This window comes from Myxococcota bacterium (assembly GCA_041389495.1).
GTDB lineage: Bacteria > Myxococcota_A > UBA9160 > UBA9160 > UBA4427 > JAWKRT01.
The window spans coordinates 126,169-148,900 of the sequence record JAWKRT010000005.1; the positions used below are offsets into that span (position 1 = coordinate 126,169).

A 22,732-nucleotide genomic window follows, 5' to 3' on the forward strand; every position below is an offset into this window, starting at 1 on the left:
GCATGCGCTGCCCGTTCTGCGGGGACGAGACGACGCGGGTGATCGACTCGCGTCTCGCGAACGCGGGGCAGGAGATCCGCCGCCGACGCGAGTGCCAGGAGTGCCAGCGGCGCTTCACGACGCGCGAGCGCGTCGAGGAGCCGCTTCCCCGCGTCATCAAGCGCGACGAGCGCCGCGAGGACTTCGACCGCGCCAAGCTGCGCACCGGCATCCTGCACGCCTGCGAGAAGCGGCCGATCGCGACCGACGCGATCGAGCGCGTGATCGATCGCATCGAGCGCCGGCTCGTCGAGAGCGGCGAGCGCGAGATCGCGAGCGGCTGGATCGGGGAGCGCGCGATGGAGGAGCTGATCGCGCTCGATCCGCTCGCGGCCGTCCGCTTCGCCTCGGTCTTCCACGACTTCCAGCGCGCCGAGGACTACGACGCCTTCTTCGCGTCGCTCGCGCGCGAGGAGGGCTGACGCGTGCAGCCCGAAGCCGCGATGCGGCTCGCGCTGCGCGAGGCCGCGCGCGGGCGCGGCACGACCTTCCCGAACCCGTGCGTCGGCGCGGTCGTCGTGCTGGGCGATCGCGTGCTCGGCCGCGGGCACTCGCGCCCGGCGGGCGGCGCGCACGCCGAGGTGGTCGCGATCGAGCGCGCGGTGCGCGCGGCCGGCGCGGCCGCGGTGCGCCGCGCCACGCTCGTCGTCACGCTCGAGCCGTGCGCGCACTTCGGGCGCACGCCGCCGTGCACGGAGGCGATCGCGGCGGCGGGCCTCCGCCGGGTGGTCGTCGGCGCGCGCGACCCGCACCCGAAGGCGGGCGGCGGCGCGCGTGCGCTGCGGCGCGCCGGGGTCCGCGTCGAGCCGGGAGTGCTCGAGGACGCCTGTCGCGCGCACCACCGCGGCTTCCTGTCGGTGTGCGAGCGCGGGCGCCCGTGGCTCGCGCTGAAGCTCGCGAGCACGCTCGACGGCCGCATCGCGACGGCGTCCGGCGAGTCGCGCTGGATCACGTCGCCGCGCGCGCGCGCCTTCGTGCACGCGCTGCGCGCGCGCACCGACGCGGTGCTGGTCGGAACGGGCACGGCGCTCGCGGACGACCCGGCCCTCACCGCGCGCCGCGGCGCGCGCGTCGCCCGCGCGCCGGTGCGCGTGCTGGTGGACCGGCGCCTGCGCGTCCCGGTCGCCGCGCGGCTCTACACCGAGCCCCGCGGCGAGGCCTGGGTCGTGTGCGCGCGCGGCGCGCGCGGGCGCCGCGCGCGCGCGGACGCGGGCGCGCGCGTGCTCGAGGTGGCCGCGCGCGCCGGCGCGCTCGACCTGCGCGCCGCGCTCGAGCGGCTCGCGCGCGAGGGCCTGACCGAGGTGCTCTGCGAGGGAGGCGGCGGGCTCGCGGCCGGCCTCCTCCGCGCGGGGCTCGTCGACGAGATACATTGGCTCGTCGCGCCGAAGCTCCTCGGGGGCGACGCGCGGCCGGCGCTCGCGGCGCTCGGCCTCGGGCGGCTGCGCGACGCGGTCGCGCTCGAGGACGTCGCGGTGCGGCGGCTCGGCGACGACGTGCACGTCCACGGAACGACGGCGCAGGGGCGCGACGCGCTGCGCGCGACGCGGAGGCGACGGGGCGGGTGATGCGGCACTACGCGGCGAGCGGCGATGCGACCGGGCTGCGCTTCGGCGTGGTCGTCGCGCGCTTCAACCACCTCGTGTGCGTGCGGCTCCTCGAGGGCTGCGTGCGCGAGCTCGAGCGGCGCGGCGCCGAAGCGGACGCGATCGACGTCGCGTGGGTGCCGGGGGCCTACGAGATCCCGCACGCCGCGCGCTCGCTCGCCGCGAGCGGCCGCTACGACGCGATCGTCACGCTCGGCGCGGTCGTCCGCGGCGGCACTCCGCACTTCGACTTCGTCTGCCACGGCGTGACCGACGGCGTGCGCGAGGTCGTGCGCGACACCGACGTTCCCGTCGCGTTCGGCGTGCTGACCACGAACGACGTCGACCAGGCCTTCGAACGCACGGGCGGGCGCGACGGCGACAAGGGCGCCGAGGTCGCCGCTGCCGCGGTCGAGATGGCGCGACTGCGCGCGCAGCTCGGGCGCCGTCCGGGAGACGCCGCGTGACGAGTGCCGCCGGGAGTGCGCGCCACCGCTCGCGCGAGGTCGCCGTGCAGGTGCTCTTCGCGCTCGACGTGCACGTCGCGAAGGGGCCGGCGCCGCCGGCCGCGCAGGAGGTGTTCGACGACGTGGCCGCGCACTTCGAGATGCCCGAGGCGGCGCGCGCATTCGCGAAGGAGCTGGTCACGGGCGTCGCGCAGCACCGCGATGCGCTCGACGCGCTCGTGCGCGAGGCGGCGCGCAACTGGCGCCTCGAGCGGATGGCGGTCGTCGACCGCAACGTGCTGCGGCTCGCGGCGTTCGAGCTCGCGTTCAGCGACACGCCCGTCGAGGTCGTGATCGACGAGGCCGTACAGCTCGCGAAGCGCTACGGCGACGATCCGTCGCCGGGCTTCGTGAACGGCGTGCTCGACGGCGTCGCGCGCGCGACGCGGGGGGCGGGGCGGTGAGCGGCTCGCTCCGGATCGGGCTCGACACGCGGCCGCTCGAGCGCGTGGAGGCGGACGTCGCGATCGCGGGCGTCTTCGCGGACGAGCGCCCGCTGCGCGGCGCGGCGGGCCGCGCGGACTGGCGGCTGTGCGGACTGCTCACGCGGCTCGTTCTCGACGACCGGCTCGATGCCTCGCCCGGCGCCGCGACGCTCGTCGGAACGTCGGGCCGGCTCGCTGCTCCGGCACTGCTCGTCGTCGGGCTCGGCGCGCGCGCGCGCTTCGGCGCGCAGGCGCTCGAGGACGCGACGCGCTCGGCGGTCGCGCGCGCGGTGGCGCTGTCGAGCGCTCGCGCCGCGCTCGCGCCGTTCGGCATCGACGGCGACGAGCTCGTGCGCCACGCGCGCGCGCTCGTCGAGGGCGCGCTCGCGGGGCTCGGCACGGCGACGCTCGCCGTGCGGCTGTGCGTTCCCGAGGCGGAGGAGTCGCGCGTGCGCCGCGAGCTCGTGCGCGTCGTCCGCAGCGCCGCCATCGAGATCGAGCCGCCGGCGCCGACGGCCGACGGCGCGCGCGCGGGTGCCACGTCCCCGCCGTCGGCCGCTCCCCGCTAGCGCGCCCGGGCGCCGCGCGCGGCGCGACGCCTCCGCGGTTCGCCCCAGTACCCCGTGCCGGGCCGGTTCAGCTGTCGCGGCCGTCGGCCGATCGAACGCCCCACGCATTGCCCTGCGCCCCTGCGCTCCGCGTTCGGATCGCGGCGGGAGTCGCTCGGCCGTGGCTCGGAAGCGCCGAGCCCCGGAGAGACCATGAGCCTGATCGGCAGTCTCGAGGACCTGAGTCTCGGGGACATCCTGCAGATCATCAGCCTGTCGCAGAAGTCGGGAGTGCTCGCGCTGCGGTCGGGCGGCGGCGAGGGCCGCATCCGGTTCCGGGCCGGGCTCGTGTGCGCGGCGGCGACGAAGGCGCGGCCCGACGACCTGCGCGGGCTGCTCGTCGACGGCGGCTTCGTGCCCGCCGCGGAGTTCGAGGCGGCCGAGTCCGCGAGCGAGGGCCCCGCGGCCCTCGGCGACCTGCTCGTGGCGGCCGGCGTGATCGCGCGCGAGCGGCTCGACGCGCTCGAGCGCGAGGCCGTCGAGGCCGCCGTCGTCGAGATGTTCCAGTGGCGCACGGGCGACTTCAGCTTCGACGTGCGCGAGACGGCCGAGCCCGAAGACCCGAAGCTCGTGCTCGCCGTCGGCATCAACGCGCAGTACCTGGCGATGGAGGCGGCGCGCTTCGGCGACGAGAGCGATCGCGGCGCCGAGCCGGAAGAGGCGCTTCCCGAGCTCTCGGCGCACGCGATGTTCGGCGTCGTCGAGGACGACGACGCGAGCGACGAGGGAGCGGCCGCGTCGACGGACGCGGGCGAGGCCGACGTCGCTCCGGACGCGGTCGGCATCGTCGCATCGGCCGCCGTCGACCGCGCGCTCGCCGCGGAGGAAGCGGAGCTCGACGCGACGACCGGGGAGGACGAAGCCGAGCCGGAGGCGACGGCCGACGGTGGCGCGCAGCGCGATGCGGCCGCCGAGGCCCACGTCGCGCACGCGGCGCCCGAGCGCGAGCTCGATGCGGCATCCGCCGCGGGGGCCGCGACGGCAGTGCCGTTCGACGCGGCGCGCCCCGTCGTCGTGATCGACGCGGAGCTCCCGGCGCTCGAGTGGGCGAAGGCGGCGCTCGGCGATGCGTTCGAGCGCGTCCACATCTTCCAGCGCTCGGATCTCGGGCTCACGCGCATCCGCCAGTACCTCGCGCGCGCGACGCCGCCGATCGTGCTGCTCTCGCCGCACACGTCCGTCGACCAGCTGAGCGGCATCCGCAACGCCGCGGACTTCGTGCGCCGCCTCAAGCAGCAGGCGCCGCAGATCCGCATCGCCTGGCTCGTCGAGGACGGGACGGAGGCGGTCGCGAGCCCGCAGCCCGCGGATGCCGTCGCGACGCGGCCCGCCGGCCACCAGCTGCGCGCCGGTGCGGCGCGGCCCGCCGCTTCGGGTCTGGCCGGGGCGTTCGCCGACCTGGTCCGCGACCTCGCCCGCGGCGTCGAGCCCGGCCGCGCCGCCGGGCGCGCGGGCGCCGACGTCGCGGAGGCCGACCTCGAGGATCTGCGCCGCGCGACGCAGCACCTGCGCGATGCGTCGTCGCGCGGCGAGGTGCTGCCGCTCGTGCTCGACTTCGCCGCCCAGCGCTTCCGGCGCGTGGCGATGTGGATGGTGCGCGACGGTGTCGCGATCGGGATGGCGCAGCGCGGCCTCGCGCAGTGCGGCGGCCCCGACGACACCGCGCTGCGCGACGTGACGCTCGAGGCAGCGGCGAGCGCCTGGCTCGCGCGCGTGCTCGAGACCCGGCGCCCGGTGGCGGGCCCGCCGCGCAACGAGGGCGACCGGGCCCTCGCCCTGGCGCTCGGCGATCGGCTCCCCGAGCACGCGTACCTGGCTCCGATCGAGTCGAGCGGGCGCGTGGTCGCGGTCGTCTACGCGGACGACCTGCCGGGCGGCGCTCCGCCCGCCGACACGAGCGCGCTCGAGGTCGTCCTCCACCACGCGGGGCTCGCGCTCGACCGCGCCGCGCTCGAGCGCGCGCTCGCCGAGGCCGACCCCTCGCGCTGAGCCGCCGGCCCCGCCGTGGCCCGCTCCGGGGTACGCGGCGCGCGCGCGTCGAGGGGACGGAAGTCCCGGCGCCACCTCAAGAAACGCAGACCGTCGCCGATACGCAACGCGCCGCGCGTCCGCGCGACGCGGCGTGCGCCCGTCCGCGCGGAGGGGCCGCCGGTGCGCGCAGCGCCGGCCGACGGGGAGGCGACGTGTACAAGATCCTGATCGTCGAGGATTCCGCCACGATGCGGTCGATGCTCTCGACCGCGCTCGAGGAGCTCGACGTCCCGGTCAAGATCGCGGAGGCGTCGAGCGGCTTCGAGGCGCTGCGCCAGCTCCCCACCGACGACTTCGATCTCGTCGTCACCGACATCAACATGCCCGACATCAATGGGCTCGAGCTCGTCTCCTTCGTCAAGCGCAACGAACGTTATGCGGGCGTGCCGCTCGTGATCGTCTCCACCGAGGGCGCCGAGCGCGACCGCGCCAAGGGCATCGAGCTCGGCGCCGACGCGTACCTCGTGAAGCCCTTCGATCCCGCCGAGCTGCGCGACATCGTCGTCGCGCTGCTCGCGCGTGCCGGCGAGCGCGGGTAGGAGCGCGCGATGGCCGCCCGCCGGAGGTCGACGCGAGCCTCGAAGGCCCAGCGCGAGTTCGTCTCCGAGGCCGAGGAGGTGCTCGAGGCGCTGCGCACGGACCTCGCGCAGCTCGAGGACCAGCGGACCTCGCTCGGCGCGGGCGAGGTCGACCCGGATCTCGTGAATCGCATCTTCCGCTCGGCCCACTCGCTCAAGGGCATCAGCGGCATGTTCGGCTTCGACGCGATGTCGGAGCTGACGCACCACCTCGAGGACGTGCTCGACGGCCTGCGCATGGGCCGCGTGGACGTGGGTTCTCCCGCGCTCGCCGTGCTCGACGACGCCGTCGCCCTCGCGGCCGAGCTGCTCGAGCACGCGGGCGACGACGCGCACGCCGAGGCCGCGGCGAGCGCCGTGGCCGCCATGCTGCGCCGCATCGACGACGCGCTCGCTGCCGACGCGGGTGCTGCCGCGGCGCCGGAGCCGACGCTCGACCTCGACCCGTCGATCCAGCGCGCCCTCACGGAGTACGAGGAGCACCGGCTCGAGGAGAACGTGCGCAAGGGGCGCCACGTCTCGCTCGTCGACACGACCTTCGAGATCGCCACGTTCGAGGAGGGGCTCTCGGAGCTCTCGAACGCCGTGCGCGAGGTCGGCGAGGTGGTGTCGACGTTGCCGTCGCCGGGCGACGCGCCGGAGTCCCACATCCGCTTCTCGCTGCTCGTCGCGACGCGCGTCGACGCGGAGGAGCTCGCGCGTCGCCTCGATGCGCCGCAGACGACCGTGCGCGTCGTGCGCGCCGGGCAGGCGCCCGACGACGCGCCGCCCGCGAGCCCGCCGCCCGCGGCGGAGGTCGCGGCCGCGCTCCCGGAGCCGATCGAGGCCACGCCCGCGTCCGACGACGCCGCGCCCACGGCGCACGCCGGCGACGCCGCCGACGTCGAGTCGCTCAAGTCGCTGAGCGAGACGGTGCGCGTCGACATCCGAAAGCTCGACGAGCTGATGACGCTCGTGGGCGAGCTCGTGCTGCAGCGCTCGGCCGTCGACGTGATCGCGCAGCGGCTCGCCGCGGATCCCGCGACGCGCAAGGCGGGCGCCGAGCTCGGGAAGGTGCACAAGGCGCTCGCGCGCAAGCTGGCCGAGCTGCAGGCCGGCGTGCTCGACGTCCGCATGGTCCCGCTGCGACAGATCTTCGAGAAGCTCTCGCGCGTCGCGCGGCGGCTGAAGCGCGACCTCGCGAAGGAGGTGCGTCTCGAGTTCAAGGGAGCGGACACGGAGCTGGACAAGCTCATCGTCGAGGAGCTCGTCGACCCGCTCGTCCACCTCGTGCGCAACGCGTTCGACCACGCGATCGAGGGCGAAGCGGAGCGCGCCCGCATCGGAAAGCCGCTCGAGGGGCTCGTGCGCATCGAGGCCTCGCAGCGCGGGAACCACGTCGTGATCGACGTGGCCGACGACGGTCGCGGCATCGACCCCGAGCGCGTGCTCTCGCGCGCCGTCGCGCTCGGCATCGTCGACGCGGAGACCGCGCTGTCGCGCAAGGAGGTGCTCGGGCTCGTGTTCGAGCCGGGCTTCTCGACGCGCGACGAGGTCAGCGAGACGAGTGGCCGCGGCGTCGGGATGGACGTCGTCCGCGCGAACCTGACGGCGCTCGGCGGCGTCGTCGACGTCGAGTCGGAGCTCGGGGTCGGCACGACGATCGCGCTCACGCTCCCGATCACGCTCGCGATCATCCAGGCGCTGCTCGTCGGCGTCGGCGACCAGCGCTTCGCGATCCCGCTCAACGCCGTGCTCGAGACGCTGCTCGTGTCGCCGTCCGACATCCAGCGCAGCGAAGGGCGCGAGCTCCTGAACCTGCGCGGAGAGCCGCTCGTCCTGCGCCGGCTGTGCGACGAGTTCGACATCGCGTCGGCGGGCGCCGACGACGCGCTCTACGTCGTGGTGCTCGGTCTCGGCGATCTCCGCATGGGGCTCGTCGTCGATCGGCTCGAAGGCCAGCAGGACACCGTCATCAAGCCGATCCAGGGTCCGGTGCGCCAGGTGCGCGGCATCGCGGGCGCGACCGAGCTCGGCGACGAGGCGGCGGTGCTCGTGCTCGACGTCGCGAGCTTCGTCGAGGACGCCGTGCGGCGGAGGGAGGCGGCGTGACGCGAGCGTCCGACTGGCAGGCCGTCGCGCGCGACGCGTTCGGAGCGCGCGCGGGCGACGACGTCGTCGCGCAGCCGCCGATCGAGCTGCTCGCGATCGAGCTCGACGGCGCGTCCTACGCACTGCCCGTCGAACGCGTGCGCGAGATCGTGCGGCCGCGCTGCCTGACGCCCGTGCCGCGAACCCCCGACTGGGTGCTCGGCGTCGTCGCGCTGCGCGGCGAGGTGGTGCAGGTCGTCGACCTGCGGCAGCGGCTCGGGCTCGCGCCCGCGACCGTGGGCCGCGCGTCGCGCATCGTCGTCGTCTTCGGCGAGGACGACGGCATCGCCGGGGTCCTCGTCGACGCCGTGCGACAGGTGCTCCGCGTCGATGCGTCCGCGCTCCGTCCGAGTGCCTCGGCCGACGCGCGGGCCGTGTCCGAGATCTGCGCGAACGGCGACGCGTTCGTGTCCGTGGTCGATCTCGACCGGGTGCTCGGCGATGGCGACTGACCGGCGACTCGCGATCGACGAGGCGCGCGTCGACCTCGCGTGCTTCGAGGTCGACGGGCAGGTCTACGCGCTCGACGTCGCGCAGGTGCGCGAGGTCGTGCGATGCCAGGAGGTGACGCCGCTGCCGAAGGCGCCGGCGCTCATCGAGGGCGTCATCGACCTGCGCGGCACGATCGTCCCCGTGCTCGACCTCGGCCGCGCCCTCGGCCGCGCGCCCGTTCCCGGCGACGACCCGCGCGCGCGCATCGCGATCATCGCGGCGGACGGCCTCGTGCTCGGCCTGCGCGTCGCGGCGGCGATCGACGTGCTGCCCGTCGCGGCGAGCGCGCTCGAAGACCCGCCCGAGCTCGCGACGCAGTCGGGCTACGACGCGGTGAGCGCCGTCGTGCGACGCAGCGGGGCGGGCGGCGCGCCCGTGCTCGTGCTCTCCCTCGACCACATCCTCGAGTGCGTGCACCGCTCGAGCGTCGCCGGCGCCGCGGACGTCGCCGCGACGGCATCCGGAGGCCGCGCATGAGGGCCGCGATCCGCAGCGAGAACGACTTCCGGCGCGCGGTCCTCGCGATCGACCTCGGCGTCGGCATGGGCGCGCTCGCCGTCATGGTGTTCTACCTGGCGATGCTGCTCGACCTCGGCGCGGGCGAGTGGCGCGACTTCGCCGCCGCGCTCGCCGTGATCAGCGTGCTCGCCGGCGCCGGGCTCGAGCCCGTGCGGAGGCGGCTCCACGCTCCGATCCGCACCTACCTGCGCACGCCGCCCGACGCGCGCGAACGCGCGCTCGTCGAGTCGGCGTTCGCCGCGATCATGCGGCTGCCGCAGACGATGCTGCGGCTCACGCTCGTGAGCTGGGCCGCCTGCGGCGCCGCGACGTGCGTCGCGATGGTGGTGCTCGGCCATCCGTCGTGGCTCTTCGGCCAGCGGTTCTGGGGCATCGTCGTGTCCGCGACGGCCGGCGGCCTGATCTCGATGGGCTTCGTCTACTTCCTCACGAAGCGGGCCTTCGAGCCGCTGTGCGCGGAGATCGCGCGCGGTGTGCCCGACCCGGAGCGCCGGCGCGAGCTGGTGCGTCCCGTGCGGATCGCGCGCAAGCTGCAGTTCGTGGTGGCCGGCTCGGGCGTTGCCTCGCTCGTGTTCGCGATGGGCGTCGCGTACGAAGGCGCGGTGCGCGCCCTCGTCGACGAGGCGCTCTCCGACCGCGCGCGCGCGATCGAGGCCCTCGTACCGAATGCGGGGGCGGGCGACCTCGACGCGGCGATCGCGCGCACCTGGCCGGTCGCCGGAACCGCGCCGGAGGCGACGCGCTTCGAGCTCCTCGCGCCGAGCGCGCTCGCGACCTCGTTCGGCCTCGACGCGGGCGCGTTCGACGAGCGCGCGAGCGGCACCGCCCTGTCCGACGACGGCGAGCGCCTCGTGGCGTGGTCGCGTCTGGCCGACGGCCGCCTGCTCGTGGCCTCCGCCGAGGCGAGCACCGCACGGCGCGCGCTGGTCGGCCTGCGTCCGCTGCTCGCGGTCGTGCTCGTCACGGCGGTCGCGCTGTCGCTCGGAATCACGTGGATGCTCGCCGAGGACGTGCGCCGCACGGTCGACGTGCTCGCCGCCGACGCCGATCGGCTCGCCTCGGGCGATCTCGCGTCGGCGACGTGCGTCGAGTCGGAGGACGAGCTCGGCGACCTCGCGCGCGCGTTCGCGCGCATGGGCGCCTCGTTGCGAGCGACCGTCGCGCGCGTCGCGGAAGCGGCCGATCGCGTCGAGTCCGCGGCGTCGGAGATCTCGCGCACGGGCGCGAGCGTGGCGGAAGCCAATGCCGAGCAGGTGCGCCGCATCTCCGAGGCCGGCCAGCTCATGGAACGCATCCGCGACGAGGTCGGCGGCGTCGCGACCTCGGCGCAGCAGCTCGGCTACTCGGTCGAGGAGTCGAGCAGCTCGATCCTCGAGCTCGGCGCGGCCGGCCACGAGCTCTCCGAGACGGCGGGCGCGCTCTCGCAGCGCGTCGACGAGGTCTCGAGCTCGATCGAGCAGATGGTGCGCAGCGTGAAGCAGGTGGGTGCGACGGCGGAGGGGCTGTCGCAGGCCGCGAGCGAGACCTCCTCGAGCATGGAGGAGATGGCGAGCGCGATGCGCGCGGTGGACACGACCGCCGCGAAGACGGGCGATCTCGCGGCCGACGTCGTGCAGAGCTCGGAGAGCGGCGTCGAGAAGGTCCGGCAGACGATCGAGGGCATGCACGCGATCCGGGACGCGACCGACGCCGCGGAGAACGTGATCCGCGCGCTCGGCCGCCGCACCGACGAGATCGGCGCGATCCTCGACGTGATCGACGACGTCGGCGCGGAGACGACGCTGCTCGCGCTCAACGCCGCGATCATCGCGGCGCAGGCGGGCGAGAACGGGCGTGCGTTCTCCGTGGTCGCGGACGAGATCAAGGAGCTCGCCGACCGCGTGCTCGTCTCGACGAAGGAGATCGCGGACGTCGTCCGCGCCGTCCAGCTCGAGGCGTCGAACGCGGTGGGCGCGGTGGAAGCGGGGTCGGCCAGCGTCGCGCTCGGCGTCGACGTGGCCGCGGAAGCGGGCGTCTCGCTCGAGCAGATCGCGCGCGCGGCGCGGGAGAGCGGACAGCACATCGCGCGCATCGTCGCCGCCGTGCGAGAGCAGACGGCCGCCGCGGCCCACGTCGCCGCGCTGATGGATCGCGTGAACGGCGGGGTCGAGGAGATCCGCTCCGCGGGCGAGGACCAGGATCGCGGCAACGAGGTCGTCTTCCGCTCGGCGGTGACGATGCGCGAGATCGCACTCCAGGTGCGGCGCACCACCGAAGAGCAGAGCCGCGGCTTCGCGCGCATCCGCGAGACGACGGAGGGTGTGCGCGGGGCGGTCGAGTCGATCAACGCGTCGCTGCGCCAGCAGTCCGAGGCGTGCACGCAGATCGCGAGCTTCCTGGAGCAGGTCGAGGATCGCACGCGCGAGAACGACCGCTCCGTGCAGCACATGGGCGAGGCGATGAACGGACTCGCGCGCGAGGCGGAAGCGCTTCGCGCCGAGGTCGCGCGGTTCCGGATCTGAGGCGTCGGCGCGGCGGTCGAAGCCGACGCCGGCGGCGCAGGACGACAGGAGTGGATCGATGATTGCGGCATGTCCCCGATGTTCGGCGCGTTACCGCGTGGACCCGGCGCGAGTCGGCCCGCAGGGCGCGCGCCTGCGGTGCGCGAAGTGCGAGGCGGTCTTCCGCGTGCGCGCGCCGGAGCTCGCGACGCCGGCGACGCCCGGCGTCGTCGAGACGACGCGCCCCGACCCGCCGACGCCCACTCCGGCTCCCGCGCCCGCGCCGGCGCGCGCGGACCGCGCCCCTTCGCGGGCCGAGGTGCCGCCGAGCGCCGACGAGCGCGGCGTCGAGCGCGATCGGCTCGTGCTGATCGCCGACGCCGACGTCGACGAGGGCAAGCGCACCGCCGCCGCCGTCGCGGCGCTCGGACTGCAGCCGATCCTCGTGCACGACGGCGTCGAGGCGATGCTCACCATCCAGCGCATGCTGCCGCGCGCGGTCGTCCTCGATGCCGCGCTGCCCAAGATGTTCGGGTTCCAGGTGTGCGAGGTCGTGAAGCGCAACGACGCGCTGCGCGACACGCACGTCGTGCTGATCGGCGCGATCCACCACCGCGACCGCTATCGCCGACCGCCGAGCGAGCTCTACGGCGCCGACGTCTATCTCGAGCGCCCCGACGTTCCCGACGGCCTCGAGGACGTGCTGCGCCGCTTCGGGCTCGCCGTGCGCGCGCCCGACGCGCCGTCGCCCGTCGCCGCTCCCGCGCCGCGCGCCGTTCGGGAGCCCGCACCGGCGCCCGCTCCGGCCCCGCGGCCGAAGCCCGCGCGGAGCGCTCCGGAGCCGGTGGCGCGCCCCGCGGCGGCAGCGGCCTCGGTGTCCGACGAGCTCGCTGCCGAGCGCGCGAAGGCCGAGCGTCTCGCGCGCATCATCGTCTCGGACATCGTCCTCTACAACGCCGAGAAGTTCGACGAGGCCGTGCGCGGCGGTGGCGACGTCGTCGCCGCGATGGAGAGCGTGCTCGCCGACGGGCGCGACCTCTTCCGGCAGCGCATCGACGAGCGCGTGCGCAACGAGCGCGACTACCTCGACGACGAGCTGCAGCGCGTCGCGCGCGAGCGGAGCGGGCGATGAGTCGCGCGCACGCCGACCGCGCGTGCGGGAGCATCGACTACGACCTCGCGAGCGGGGACGAGGAGGTGCGACGCCTCGGCGTCGAGCGGCTCTCCGAGCTGCCCGACGACGAGGCGCTCCCCCGACTCGTGGCGAGCATGGGCGACGCGAGCTGGCGCGTGCGCAAGGCGGCCGTCGCCCGCGCGGCGACGCTGCGCGACGGCGACGCCGTCGTCGCGGCGCTGATCGCCGCGCTCGCCGACGGCGAGAACTCGGGACGCCGCAACGCGGCGGTCGAAGCGCTCATCGAGTGCGGTCCGCGCGCGGTTCCCGCCCTCGTCGGTGCGCTCGACTCCGAGGACGTCGACGTGCGCAAGCAGCTCGTCGACGTGCTCGCGGGTATCGGCGACGCCTCCGCAGGCCCCGCGCTGCGCGCGCGGCTCGCGGACGCCGACGCCAACGTGAGCGCCGCGGCGGCGGACGCACTCGGCGTGATCGGAGGCGACGGGGTCGGCGCGGCGCTCGCCGCGCTCGCCTCCGAGCCCGGCGCCGACGCACTCGTGCGCATCTCGGCGCTCCGTTCGCTCGGGCGCCTCGGGATCGCGATCGACGTCGACGTCGCCGAGCGGCTCGCGGGCGACGCGCTGCTGCGCCCCGCGGTCTTCGAGGCGCTCGGTGCGTCGGACGATCCGCGCGCGGCGGACTGCCTGCTCAAGGGTCTCGGCTCGCACGGTCGGACCTCGCGCGCGGCGGCCGTGGCGGGGCTCGTCGCGCTCCTCGGCCGCGAGGACGGCGGTGCGCTCGTCGCGCTCGCGGCCCGCGTCCGCGAGGTCGCGCGCAGCGAGCCGTCGATCGTCGAGGCGGTCGCCGAAGGGCTCCCGGCGAGCGACCTCGCGCAGCGCATGACGGCGATCCAGTTCCTCGCGGTCGCGGGAGGCGAGCGCGCGGCGCTCGCGATCCTCGAGGCGGCGCGCGACGAAGCGCTCGAGGAGCTCGCCGTGCGCTCGCTCGTCGACCTCGGCGCCGAGGCGGAGGCAGCGATCGAGGGTGCGTGGAGCGCGCTCGACGGCGCGCTGCGGCGCGTCGCGTGCGCCGTGCTCGGCGCGACCCCGGGAGACACGGGGCGGCGGCGGCTCGTGCAGTGCGTGGACGACGCGGACACGGGGACGCGGCTCGCCGCGATCGGCGCGCTCGGCGCGAGCGGCGACGTCGATTCCGTGCCCGCGCTGCTTCGCGCGCTCGACGCCGCGAGCGAGGAGGACGACGACGCCGACGACCACGCCGGCGCTGCGGTCGATGCGCTCGCGCGCATCTCCGAGCGCCGCAGCGGGGCGGCAGCGCGCATCGTCGACGGCATCGTCACGAGGCTCGACGGCGCCTCCGAGGGGTTCCGGTGCGCGGCGGCCGAGCTGCTCGGTCGCCTCGGTCGCGAGGAGGACGCCGCGCACGTCGCGCACCTCGCGCGCGACCCGAGCGCGGACGTCCGCAGGGCGGCGGTCGCGTCGCTCGCGCGGATCGCGGACGGCACCTGGCTCGAGTCGCTGCGCCTCGCGCTCGCGGACGAGTCGTGGACGGTGCGTTGCGCCGCGGCCGCTGCGCTCGGCGCCGCCGAACGCGAGGGCGTCCTCGACGACCTCGAGCGGCTCGCACTCGACGAGGACGCGCGCGTCCGCGCCGCGGCGGTGCGCGCCATCGGCGAGCACGGCGCGCGCGTGGCGAGCGTGCGCGAACGCGCGCGCGAGCGCATCGCGCGCGCATTCGGCGACGACGTCCCCGTCGCGATCGCGGCCGGCGAGGCGCTCGCCGCGTTCGGCGATGCCGCGGCTGCGCGCCTCGCGACCGCGTTGCTCGACCATCCCGTCCCCGAGGCCGTGCTCGCCGGCGTCGCGTGCATCCGCGAGCACGGCGACGCGAACGACGCGGCCGAGCTGATCGCCCTCGTCGGACACCCCGACTGGACGGTGCGCGCCGACGTCGTGCAGACGCTCGGGCGGCGCCGCGTCGCTCGCGCGGTGCCGGCCATCCTCCGGCGTCTCGAGGTCGAGCGCGACGCATTCGTGCGCGAGACGATCCTCGACGCGCTCCGCAGGCTCGAGGGCTAGCCCGCGATGGCGGAGACGGCGGCCACGACGATGACCGACGCGCAGTTCCGACTGCTGTGCGACGTCGTCCGCGCGCACGCCGGCCTCCACTTCGACGAGGGCACGCGGTACCTGGTCGAGAAGCGCGTCGCGCGACGCATGCAGGCGGTGGGCGCGACGAGCCTCTCCGCCTATCTGTGGTCGTTGCGCAGCCCGGGCCCCGGGAGCGAGGAGCTCGTCGCGCTCGTCGACGAGCTCACGACCAACGAGACGTACTTCTTTCGCGAGATCCGCCAGCTGCGCGCGCTCGTCGACGAGATCGTGCCCGAGCGGCTCGTCGCCGGCGGCGCGCGGCGCGGCCGCGGGCCGGTGCAGATCTGGTCGGCGGGGTGCGCGAGCGGCGAGGAGCCGTACTCGATCGTGATGCTCGCGCTCGAGGCCGGGCTCGTGCCCGGGCGCGACCTGCACGTCTATGCCTCCGACATCGCGCCTTCGGTGCTGACGAAGGCGCGCCGCGGCCACTACCGGCCGGCGTCGTTCCGGGAGACGCCCGACCCGCTGCGCGACAAGTACTTCGTCGAGAAGGACGGGCTGTTCCGCATCCGCGACGAGGTGCGCGCGTGCGTCGACTTCATCCACCTGAACCTGCTCGACCCGTCGAAGATCGCGCTGCTCGGCGCGATGGACGTGATCCTCTGCCGCAACGTGATCATCTACTTCGACGCGGCCACGAAGAAGCGCGTGATCGACACGTTCTACGAGCGCCTCGTGCCCGGCGGCTACCTGCTGCTCGGGCACTCCGAGTCGCTGATCACGGTCTCGACGGCGTTCGAGCTGTGCCACCTGCGCAGCGACCTCGTCTATCGCCGGCCGATCCCGGGCGAGGAGCGCGACGATCCGTGGCATCGCATCGCCGCGCACGCCGCGGCCGCCGTCGACGGCGGGCCGGAGGGCGGGCGATGAGGGCCCGGCCGACGATCCGCGCGCTCGTGATCGACGACTCGGCGTACAGCCGGCAGACGATCACGCGCATGCTCGCGGCCTCGCCGCTCGTCGAGGTCGTCGCGACCGCTCGCGACGGCGAGGACGCGCTGCGCAAGACGCTCGAGCTGCGCCCCGACGTCGTGACGCTCGATCTCGAGATGCCGCGCATGGACGGCTTCACGTACCTGCGGCTCGTCATGGCGCAGTGCCCGACGCCGGTGATCGTCGTGAGCGGTCGCGGCGGCGACGCCGACGTCTTCAAGGCGCTCGACCTCGGCGCGACGGACTTCATCGAGAAGCCGACGCCGCACGCGACGCCCGAGCTCGAATCGATCCGCGACGAGCTGATCCGCAAGGTGCACGCGACGCGCGAGCTGCGCATCGAGAAGGTGCGCGAGCGCATCGCGAGCCCGGCGCCGGCCGCGCCGCGCCGCGCGCGCGGCACGGCTCCGGGTGCGCCGCCCGTCGTGGTCGTCGGCTCGTCGACGGGCGGCCCGTCGGCGCTGATGCAGATCCTCGGCGCGTTCGCGGAGGCGCCGCCGTGCGCGATCGCGATCGCGCAGCACATGCCCGCCGGGTTCACGCGCGGCTTCGCCGAGCGTCTCGACCGCCTGACTCCGTTCCGCGCGCGCGAGGCGGAGGGCGGCGCGCGGCTCGAGCCGGGCTGCGTGTTCGTCGCGCCGGGCGGCCGGCACCTCGAGTTCGAGTCGGTGGGCGGACGCGTCGTGACGGCGCTGCGGCCCGACCTGCCGCGCGACAAGTACGCGCCCTCGGCCGACCGCCTGTTCGCGTCGGCGGCGAAGCACTTCGGCGCCGACGTGCTCGCCGTCGTGCTCACGGGCATGGGCGACGACGGGCGCGCCGGCGCGCTCGCGGTGAAGGCCGCGGGCGGCACGGTGATCGCCGAGTCCGAGGCGACCGCCGTCATCTTCGGGATGCCGCGCCAGGCGATCGAGGCCGGCGCGGTCGATCGCGTGCTGCCGCTGCACGAGATGCCGGCGGCGATCCTCTCCGGCGTCCGGTCCGTCGAGCGGGCGCAGACCAGGAAGGAATCCGTATGAGCGACGATCGCAACGACCTCGCGGACCGGGCCGAGGCGGTGCTCTCGGTGTTCCGCCGCGGCGCGGAGTTCACGAAGGAGCTCCTCGACGACAACCATCGCCTGCGCTCGCAGCTGCGCGAGACGCAGGAGCGCCAGCAGTGGGCGGCGCGCGACGACGGCGACTGGGCCAAGCTGCGCACCGAGCTGCTCGAGCGCATCGACCTCCTCGAGTCCGAGAACGAGTCGATGCAGCAGCAGCTGCGCGCGATCGAATCGGAGAACCAGCAGTTCGCCGCGCGCTACGTGGAGATCGAGGAGGAGAACAACAACCTCGCGAACCTCTACGTCGCGAGCTACCAGCTGCACTCGACGCTCGATCCGAACGAGGTGCTGAAGGTCATCCTCGAGATCGTGATCAACCTGATCGGCGCCGAGATCTTCTGCGTCTACCTCCACGATCAGAAGGAAGGCGCGCTCGAGCCCGTCGTCTCCGAGGGAGCGCCCGTCTCGCACTTCCCGCGCGCCCGCATGGGCGAGGGCTTCGTCGGCGGCGCGGCCGCCTCGGGAGACGTCGCGACGCGCGATGCGATCGCCGACGGGCGCGGCCCCGTCGAGGGCGGCGAGCCGCTCGTCGCGATCCCGCTGTGCGTCGACGACCGCGCGATCGGCGCGATCGCGATCTACTCGCTGCTGGCGCAGAAGGAAGGCTTCTCGGCGCTCGACCACGAGCTGTTCACGCTGCTCGCCGGCCACGCGGCGACGGCGATCTTCGCGTCGCAGCTCTACTCGCAGAGCGAGCGCAAGCTGAACACCATCCAGGGCTTCATCGACCTGCTCACCAAGTAGGGCGCGCTGCGCCGCACGCACCGGCGGAGCGCGCGGGCTCCGCGGAGGTTCGAACGATGGCGAAACACCGGATCCTGATCGTCGAGGACAGCCCGACCATGCGGCAGCTGCTCGTCTTCGCGCTCAAGCGCCTCAAGGACGTCGACATCGTCGAGGCGCAGGACGGCATGGACGGGCTGCGCAAGGTGACGAGCGACCACTTCGACGTGGCGCTGATCGACATCAACATGCCCGTCATGGACGGGCTCAAGCTGATCCACCTCATCCGCAGCGAGACGTCGATCCGCGACATGGCCATCTGCGTGATCACGACGGAGGGCGCGGAGGAGGACAAGCAGCGCGCGCTGCAGCTCGGCGCCGACGAGTACCTGACGAAGCCGATCCAGGCGAACAACGTGCTCGCGGTCGTGAAGGGGCTGCTCAAGATCTCCTGAGGTCGGCTGCGGCGCGCGGCGCCGCCCGACGCGCACGAGGGGGAGCGCGTGTCCGACGCTTCGAGGTCGACCTCGCAGTCCGGAACGGAGACGGGGAGGGGGGCGCGGGACGCGACCCCGCTGCCGCGAAGCGGTGCCGCGTTCGAGCGCGGCCTGAACGCGCTCCTCTCGGGCGCGTCGGCGCTCGCGGTCGTGCTCGTCCTCGCCTACCTGCGCTTCGCCGTCGCGCTCGACGCCGCGCAGTGGCTCGCGCTCGCGGCGGTGTGTGCCGGTGCCTTCCCCGTGCTGCTCGCGTCGAACCTCGTGTACAACCGCTGGTTCCTGCGGCCCATCGCGGCGTGGCTCGACGGCGACGCCGGCGCGTCCGCGCGGGCCGCGCACGACGCCGTGCTGCGGCTTCCCCGCTACCTGTGGGTGCAGGGCGCGATCACCTGGAGCGTCGGGAGCGCGCTCGTCGCCGCGCTCGCCCGCTGGGTCGACGACGCGATCGACGCGCGCACCGCGTGGGCGATCGCGCTCTCGGGGATCTCGGCGGGCTTCGTCTCGATCTCGCATCTCTACTTCCGCGTGAAGTCGCGCCACCGCGCGCTGCTCGCCGCGCTCGCCGCGCGCGCGCGCGAGGAGCGCGGCGGCTCGACGATCGCGCGGGCGCCCATCGTCCGGCTCCGCACCAAGCTCCTGACCGCCACGTGCGGCGTCGCGCTCGCCGCGACGGGGCTCGCGGTGTGGGTCGTCGTCGACGCCTCGGGCGTGCGCCACGAGCGCCGCGAGCTCGACCTGCTCGCGCGCGCAGTCGCCGCCGAGCTCGCCGACGCGCCGGCCGCGCTCGCGGCCGCGCGCGCGCGACTCGTCGCGCTCGGCATCGCCGATGCGCTGGCCCTCGTCGACGCGGATCCGCAGCGCGCGCCCGCGGAGCTCGCCGTCCCGGACGCCGGAGCCGTCGCCGCCGTCGTGCGCAACGGGCTCGCGCGCGGCGCGCGCGCCGGCGCCGAGCGCGTCGGTCCGGTGCTCGTCGCCTGGCACCGCCTGTCCGGCGCGGCGGGCGACCGCGCCCTCGTCGCGGTGGCGCCGCGGGTCGGCGCTGCGCTCGACGCGACCTCGCTCGCGCTCGTCGCCGCCATCGCCGCGGCGCTCGCGTTCGGCGTCGCGCACCTGCTCGCGCGCGATCTCGCGACGAGCGTCGACGACCTCCGGCGTGCGGCCGACGACGTGGCGGGCGGCGATCTCGGCCCGCGCGTGCGCGTCGACGCCGAGGACGAGCTCGGCGACCTCGGACGCGCGTTCGACGCGATGACGGACGCGCTGCGCGCCGCGGTCGCGGGCGTGGTCGCGACCGTCGACGGCGTCGAGTCGCAGGCCTCGCTGCTCGCGAGCGACGCGATGGACGTGGCCGCCGGCGCGAGCGCGCAGCGCCGCGGCATCGCCGGCGTCTCGGCGGCCCTCGACGCGGTGCGCGACCAGGCGGCCGAGATCGAGGCGAGCGGTCGCGACCTGCGCGCGGCGGTCGACGAGTCGGCCGGTGTGATCGCGGAGCTCGCCGCGTCGAGCCGCGCAGTCGAGGGAATGGCGGGCGCATTCGGCGAGCGCCTCGACCTGGCGAGCTCGTCGGTCGAGCAGCTCGTGCGGAGCGTGCAGAGCGTCGGCGCGAGCACGCGCGCGCTGTCCGACGCGGCGAGCCACACCGCGGGCGCGATGCGCGACACGGCGTCGGCGCTGCGCGACGCGGAGCGCGTCGCCGAGGACGGCGCGGCGCTCGCGCAGGACGCGATGGCCGGGGCGGAGCGCGGCCGCGCGACGGTCGGCCTCGTGCAGGACGGGATGGCGTCGATCCGCTCCGCGACGCACGGCGCCGAGGCCGTGGTCGGGCGTCTGGCGGGACACGTCGCGCAGATCGGAGCGATCCTCGACGTGATCGACGACGTCGCCGCCGAGACCAACCTGCTCGCCCTGAACGCCGCGATCATCGCCGCGCAGTCGGGCGAGCACGGGCGCGCGTTCTCGGTGGTCGCCGACGAGATCAAGGAGCTCGCCGACCGCGTGCTCGCGAGCACGAAGGAGATCGGCGCCGTCGTGCGCGCCGTGCAGAGCGAGAGTGCGAACGCCGCGGTCGCGATCGGCGAGAGCGCGCGCTGCGTGGACGCGGGCCTCTCGCAGTCCGCCGAGGCCGCCGTCGCGCTCGAAGCCATCGAGTCGACCTCGCGCGAGACGGGCCGCCGCATCGAGGCGATCGCCGCGGCGGTGCGCGCACAGGCGCACGCGGCGGCGGGCGTGGTCGACTCGATGGACCGCGTGCGCGTCGGCGCGGCCGAGATCGATCGCGCGATGGAGGAGCAGGAGCGCACGAACCGGCTCGTCCTCGACGCAGCCTCGGGCATCCGCGACCTCTCGGCCCAGCTCGCGCGCACGACGTCGGAGCAGACGCTCGGCACCGCGGCCATCGCGCACGGCGTCGAGGGCGTGCGCGGCGCGGTGGACGAGATCGAGGCCTCGGTGCGCGGCCAGATCGCGGCCTGCGCGGAGGTCGTCGCGTCGATCGGCGCGGTCGCCGACGGGACGGTGTCGCACGAGGAGGTCGCGCAGCGCATCGGCGTCGCGACGGCTGCGCTGCGCGAGCACGCGCACCGACTCCGGAGCGAGGTCGAGCGCTTCCGCGTCGAGGGCTAGCGCGCGCGTTCGCGCGCGCGGCGGCGCGACCGCGCGCGGACCTGCGGCGACGCGTCGGGGCGCGCACGCGACGCCGGAGCGCGCGGCCGCGCATGCTACGGTGCCGCGCGTGCGCTCCCCCGCCGTCCTTCGCGCGTTCGTGCACGTCCTCGCGATCGCCCTCGCCGCGAGCGGCTGCGGCTACACGCTCGTGCGGCACGCAGGGCCGCTCGCCGACGACGCGCCGCGCATGCTGCTGCGGACGCTCGACAACGACTCGACCGAGCCCGGGCTCGAGCGCATCGTGAGCGAGGCGCTGCGGCGCGAGTGGCTGCGGCGCGGGCGCTACCGCCTCGTCGCGGACCCGGACGCAGCCGACTGGCTGCTGACCGGACGCGTGCTCCCCGTGCAGGTGCGAACGGACACGCTGTCGCCCGTCGTGCTCGCGGTCGAGCAGACGCTCACGCTCGGCGTCGAGCTCACGGTCGCGCCGCTGCGCGCGCGGAAGGAGGGCGCGGCGGGCGCCGCGCTGCCGACGGCCACGCTGCGCGAGTCGGAGATCTTCTTCTCGAGCCCCGATCTCGAAGTCGGGCGCAAGAACCGCCGCGAGGCGCTGATGCGCGTCGCGGCGCTCGTCGCCGAACGCGCGCACGACGCCGTCGACCAGGAGATCGCGCCGTGACCCCGGGCGAGCTCGCCGCCGAGCTCGACGCCGGCACCGTCCGCCCGGCCTACCTGCTCGCGGGCGAGGAGGCGCTGCTGCGCGACGACGCGCTCGCGGCGATCGAACGCGCCGTGCTCACCGATGCGTCGCGCGACTTCAACCACGACCGGCTCGCCGGCGACGCGACCTCGCCGGCCGCGCTGCAGGACGCGCTCGCCGCGCTCCCGGTGATGGCCGCGCGCCGGCTCGTCGTCCTGCGCGACCCGGACGGGCGCCGCGCCGGCGCGAAGGCGCTGCTCGACGCGCTCGGCGACCTCGTCGCCGCGCAGCTCGCGCAGGCCGAGTCCGTCCTCGTCGTCGTCTGCGAGAAGCCGGACAAGCGACAGCGCTGGGTGAAGGCGTTCGGCAAGGCGCCCGCCGCGATCGTGGCGTGCGACGCACCGCGCACGGCGCGCGAGATCGCCGCGTTCGCGAAGGCGGAGGCGAAGCGGCAGGGCGTCGCGCTCGACGCGGGCGCGGCCGAGCGGCTGGCCGAGCTCGTCGGCCCCGTCCTCCTGCTGCTGCGCCAGGAGATCGCCAAGGCGGCGCTGCTCGTCGAGCCGGGCGCGAAGGTGACGGCGGCGATCGTCGAGGCGTCGACGAGCCAGCTGGCCGAGCAGCCGATCTGGGACCTGACGGACGCGATCGGGGAAGGGCGCACGGCCGACGCGCTGCGCCTGCTCGGGCGGATGGCGGACGTCGCGCCGCCCGCCGTGCTCGGCGCGCTCGCCTCGCACTTCCGCAAGCTCGCGCGCGTGCGGCACGGCGCGCGCGTCGCGGGGCCGCCCTTCGTCGCGCGCAAGCTCGAAGGGCAGGCGCGGCGCTTCACGCACGCGCGCATCGGCGCGTGCCTCGAGGCGATCCACGCGGCGGACGTGGCGCTCAAGGGCGGGAGCGCACTCGCCCCCGCGCTCGCACTCGAGCGGCTCGTTCTCGGGCTGGCTTCGTGAACGCGGGCGGGGCGGCCGCGCCGCCGGGTGCCCCGGCCGCCTAGCGACCGAGCGCGGCGAGCTGCTTGGCGAGCCGGCTGACGCTGCGGCTCGCACGGCGCGCCGGGATGACGCCCTTCGTCGCCGCCTTGCGGATGGAGCTCTCCGCGATCTTCAGCTGCGCCGCCGCCGCATCGGCATCGCCGGCCTCGACCGCCGCGCGGAAGCCCTTCACGTGCGTGCGCATCGTGCTCTTGATGTGCTTGTTGCGCTTGTTGCGGCGGAGCGCCTGGCGGGCGCGCTTGAGGGCGGACTTGTGGTTGGCCAACGGGTGGTTCTCCAGGTTCGTCGGAGGCGATCGGCTCCGGTCGGGTCGAGTCGTGTCGCCCGGCCGGCGGTGCGGCCGCCGCCTCGCGGCGGCGTACGGGCGGCGCGGGACCGGCTCGGGGCGCGCACCGGAACGGGCCCGGCCCGGTCCGGCGCGTCGAGGCTGCGCTTCGAGGCGCGGGAACATACGCGGGGGCCTCTGTGCTGTCGACGGGCGCGCGGGGCGCCGGCTCGGGCCCTC

21 protein-coding genes are annotated in these 22,732 nt (G+C 75.5%); 20 read left to right on the top strand and 1 reads right to left on the bottom strand.

Annotated elements, in window-relative coordinates; all coding sequences use genetic code 11:
- The first annotated feature begins 2 nt into the window (after window positions 1-2).
- From nrdR to holA, 20 genes are all read left to right on the top strand, one after another.
- Complete coding sequence (nrdR, locus tag R3E88_20435) at window positions 3-461, top strand: transcriptional regulator NrdR (GenBank protein MEZ4218849.1); 459 nt, start codon at window positions 3-5, stop codon at window positions 459-461.
- Between the two features lie 3 nt (window positions 462-464).
- Window positions 465-1,604: a bifunctional diaminohydroxyphosphoribosylaminopyrimidine deaminase/5-amino-6-(5-phosphoribosylamino)uracil reductase RibD gene (gene ribD, locus R3E88_20440; GenBank protein ID MEZ4218850.1), complete on the top strand. Its 1,140-nt coding sequence runs from the start codon at window positions 465-467 to the stop codon at window positions 1,602-1,604.
- On the top strand, window positions 1,604-2,089 hold the full coding sequence (gene ribH / locus R3E88_20445; GenBank protein ID MEZ4218851.1) for a 6,7-dimethyl-8-ribityllumazine synthase: 486 nt from the start codon (window positions 1,604-1,606) through the stop codon (window positions 2,087-2,089). Before ribD ends, ribH begins: the two co-directional genes overlap by 1 nt.
- On the top strand, window positions 2,086-2,532 hold the full coding sequence (gene nusB / locus R3E88_20450) for a transcription antitermination factor NusB (protein MEZ4218852.1): 447 nt from the start codon (window positions 2,086-2,088) through the stop codon (window positions 2,530-2,532). The genes ribH and nusB overlap by 4 nt, the downstream gene beginning before the upstream one ends.
- Window positions 2,529-3,122, top strand: a complete 594-nt coding sequence (locus R3E88_20455; GenBank protein MEZ4218853.1) for a M17 family peptidase N-terminal domain-containing protein — start codon at window positions 2,529-2,531, stop codon at window positions 3,120-3,122. The genes nusB and R3E88_20455 overlap by 4 nt, the downstream gene beginning before the upstream one ends.
- Before the next feature lie 192 nt (window positions 3,123-3,314).
- Window positions 3,315-5,150, top strand: coding sequence for a DUF4388 domain-containing protein (locus R3E88_20460; protein MEZ4218854.1), 1,836 nt, complete (start codon window positions 3,315-3,317; stop codon window positions 5,148-5,150).
- A 194-nt stretch (window positions 5,151-5,344) separates the two neighbouring features.
- Window positions 5,345-5,731 (top strand): response regulator, encoded by a 387-nt coding sequence (locus tag R3E88_20465; GenBank protein MEZ4218855.1) that lies wholly within the window; start codon window positions 5,345-5,347, stop codon window positions 5,729-5,731.
- A 9-nt stretch (window positions 5,732-5,740) separates the two neighbouring features.
- Window positions 5,741-7,861, top strand: coding sequence for a chemotaxis protein CheA (locus R3E88_20470; protein ID MEZ4218856.1), 2,121 nt, complete (start codon window positions 5,741-5,743; stop codon window positions 7,859-7,861).
- A complete protein-coding gene (locus R3E88_20475) occupies window positions 7,858-8,352 on the top strand; it encodes a chemotaxis protein CheW (protein MEZ4218857.1) in 495 nt (164 codons plus the stop codon). The genes R3E88_20470 and R3E88_20475 overlap by 4 nt, the downstream gene beginning before the upstream one ends.
- Complete coding sequence (locus R3E88_20480) at window positions 8,342-8,869, top strand: chemotaxis protein CheW (GenBank protein ID MEZ4218858.1); 528 nt, start codon at window positions 8,342-8,344, stop codon at window positions 8,867-8,869. Before R3E88_20475 ends, R3E88_20480 begins: the two co-directional genes overlap by 11 nt.
- On the top strand, window positions 8,866-11,412 hold the full coding sequence (locus R3E88_20485; protein ID MEZ4218859.1) for a methyl-accepting chemotaxis protein: 2,547 nt from the start codon (window positions 8,866-8,868) through the stop codon (window positions 11,410-11,412). The genes R3E88_20480 and R3E88_20485 overlap by 4 nt, the downstream gene beginning before the upstream one ends.
- Window positions 11,413-11,470: 58 nt before the next feature.
- Window positions 11,471-12,523, top strand: a complete 1,053-nt coding sequence (locus R3E88_20490) for a zinc-ribbon domain-containing protein (GenBank protein MEZ4218860.1) — start codon at window positions 11,471-11,473, stop codon at window positions 12,521-12,523.
- Window positions 12,520-14,604 (top strand): HEAT repeat domain-containing protein, encoded by a 2,085-nt coding sequence (locus R3E88_20495; GenBank protein ID MEZ4218861.1) that lies wholly within the window; start codon window positions 12,520-12,522, stop codon window positions 14,602-14,604. The genes R3E88_20490 and R3E88_20495 overlap by 4 nt, the downstream gene beginning before the upstream one ends.
- A gap of 6 nt (window positions 14,605-14,610) precedes the next feature.
- A complete protein-coding gene (locus R3E88_20500; protein ID MEZ4218862.1) occupies window positions 14,611-15,546 on the top strand; it encodes a protein-glutamate O-methyltransferase CheR in 936 nt (311 codons plus the stop codon).
- A complete protein-coding gene (locus R3E88_20505; protein ID MEZ4218863.1) occupies window positions 15,543-16,628 on the top strand; it encodes a chemotaxis response regulator protein-glutamate methylesterase in 1,086 nt (361 codons plus the stop codon). Before R3E88_20500 ends, R3E88_20505 begins: the two co-directional genes overlap by 4 nt.
- Window positions 16,625-17,455 (top strand): GAF domain-containing protein, encoded by an 831-nt coding sequence (locus R3E88_20510; protein MEZ4218864.1) that lies wholly within the window; start codon window positions 16,625-16,627, stop codon window positions 17,453-17,455. Before R3E88_20505 ends, R3E88_20510 begins: the two co-directional genes overlap by 4 nt.
- Window positions 17,456-17,511: 56 nt before the next feature.
- The gene (locus R3E88_20515; GenBank protein ID MEZ4218865.1) at window positions 17,512-17,889 is read left to right on the top strand and encodes a response regulator; all 378 of its coding nucleotides are present in this window, start codon (window positions 17,512-17,514) and stop codon (window positions 17,887-17,889) included.
- A 48-nt stretch (window positions 17,890-17,937) separates the two neighbouring features.
- Window positions 17,938-20,553, top strand: a complete 2,616-nt coding sequence (locus R3E88_20520; GenBank protein MEZ4218866.1) for a methyl-accepting chemotaxis protein — start codon at window positions 17,938-17,940, stop codon at window positions 20,551-20,553.
- Window positions 20,554-20,662: 109 nt separating this feature from the next.
- Window positions 20,663-21,214 carry an LPS assembly lipoprotein LptE gene (gene lptE, locus R3E88_20525; protein ID MEZ4218867.1) on the top strand — a complete coding sequence of 184 codons (552 nt, stop codon included), beginning with the start codon at window positions 20,663-20,665 and terminating at the stop codon, window positions 21,212-21,214.
- Entirely contained in the window at window positions 21,211-22,185 is a 975-nt protein-coding gene (gene holA, locus R3E88_20530; GenBank protein MEZ4218868.1) for a DNA polymerase III subunit delta, read from the top strand. Before lptE ends, holA begins: the two co-directional genes overlap by 4 nt.
- A gap of 40 nt (window positions 22,186-22,225) precedes the next feature.
- Here holA and rpsT read toward each other — a convergent pair whose 3' ends face one another.
- Entirely contained in the window at window positions 22,226-22,492 is a 267-nt protein-coding gene (rpsT, locus tag R3E88_20535) for a 30S ribosomal protein S20 (GenBank protein ID MEZ4218869.1), read from the bottom strand.
- Window positions 22,493-22,732 lie beyond the last annotated feature (240 nt).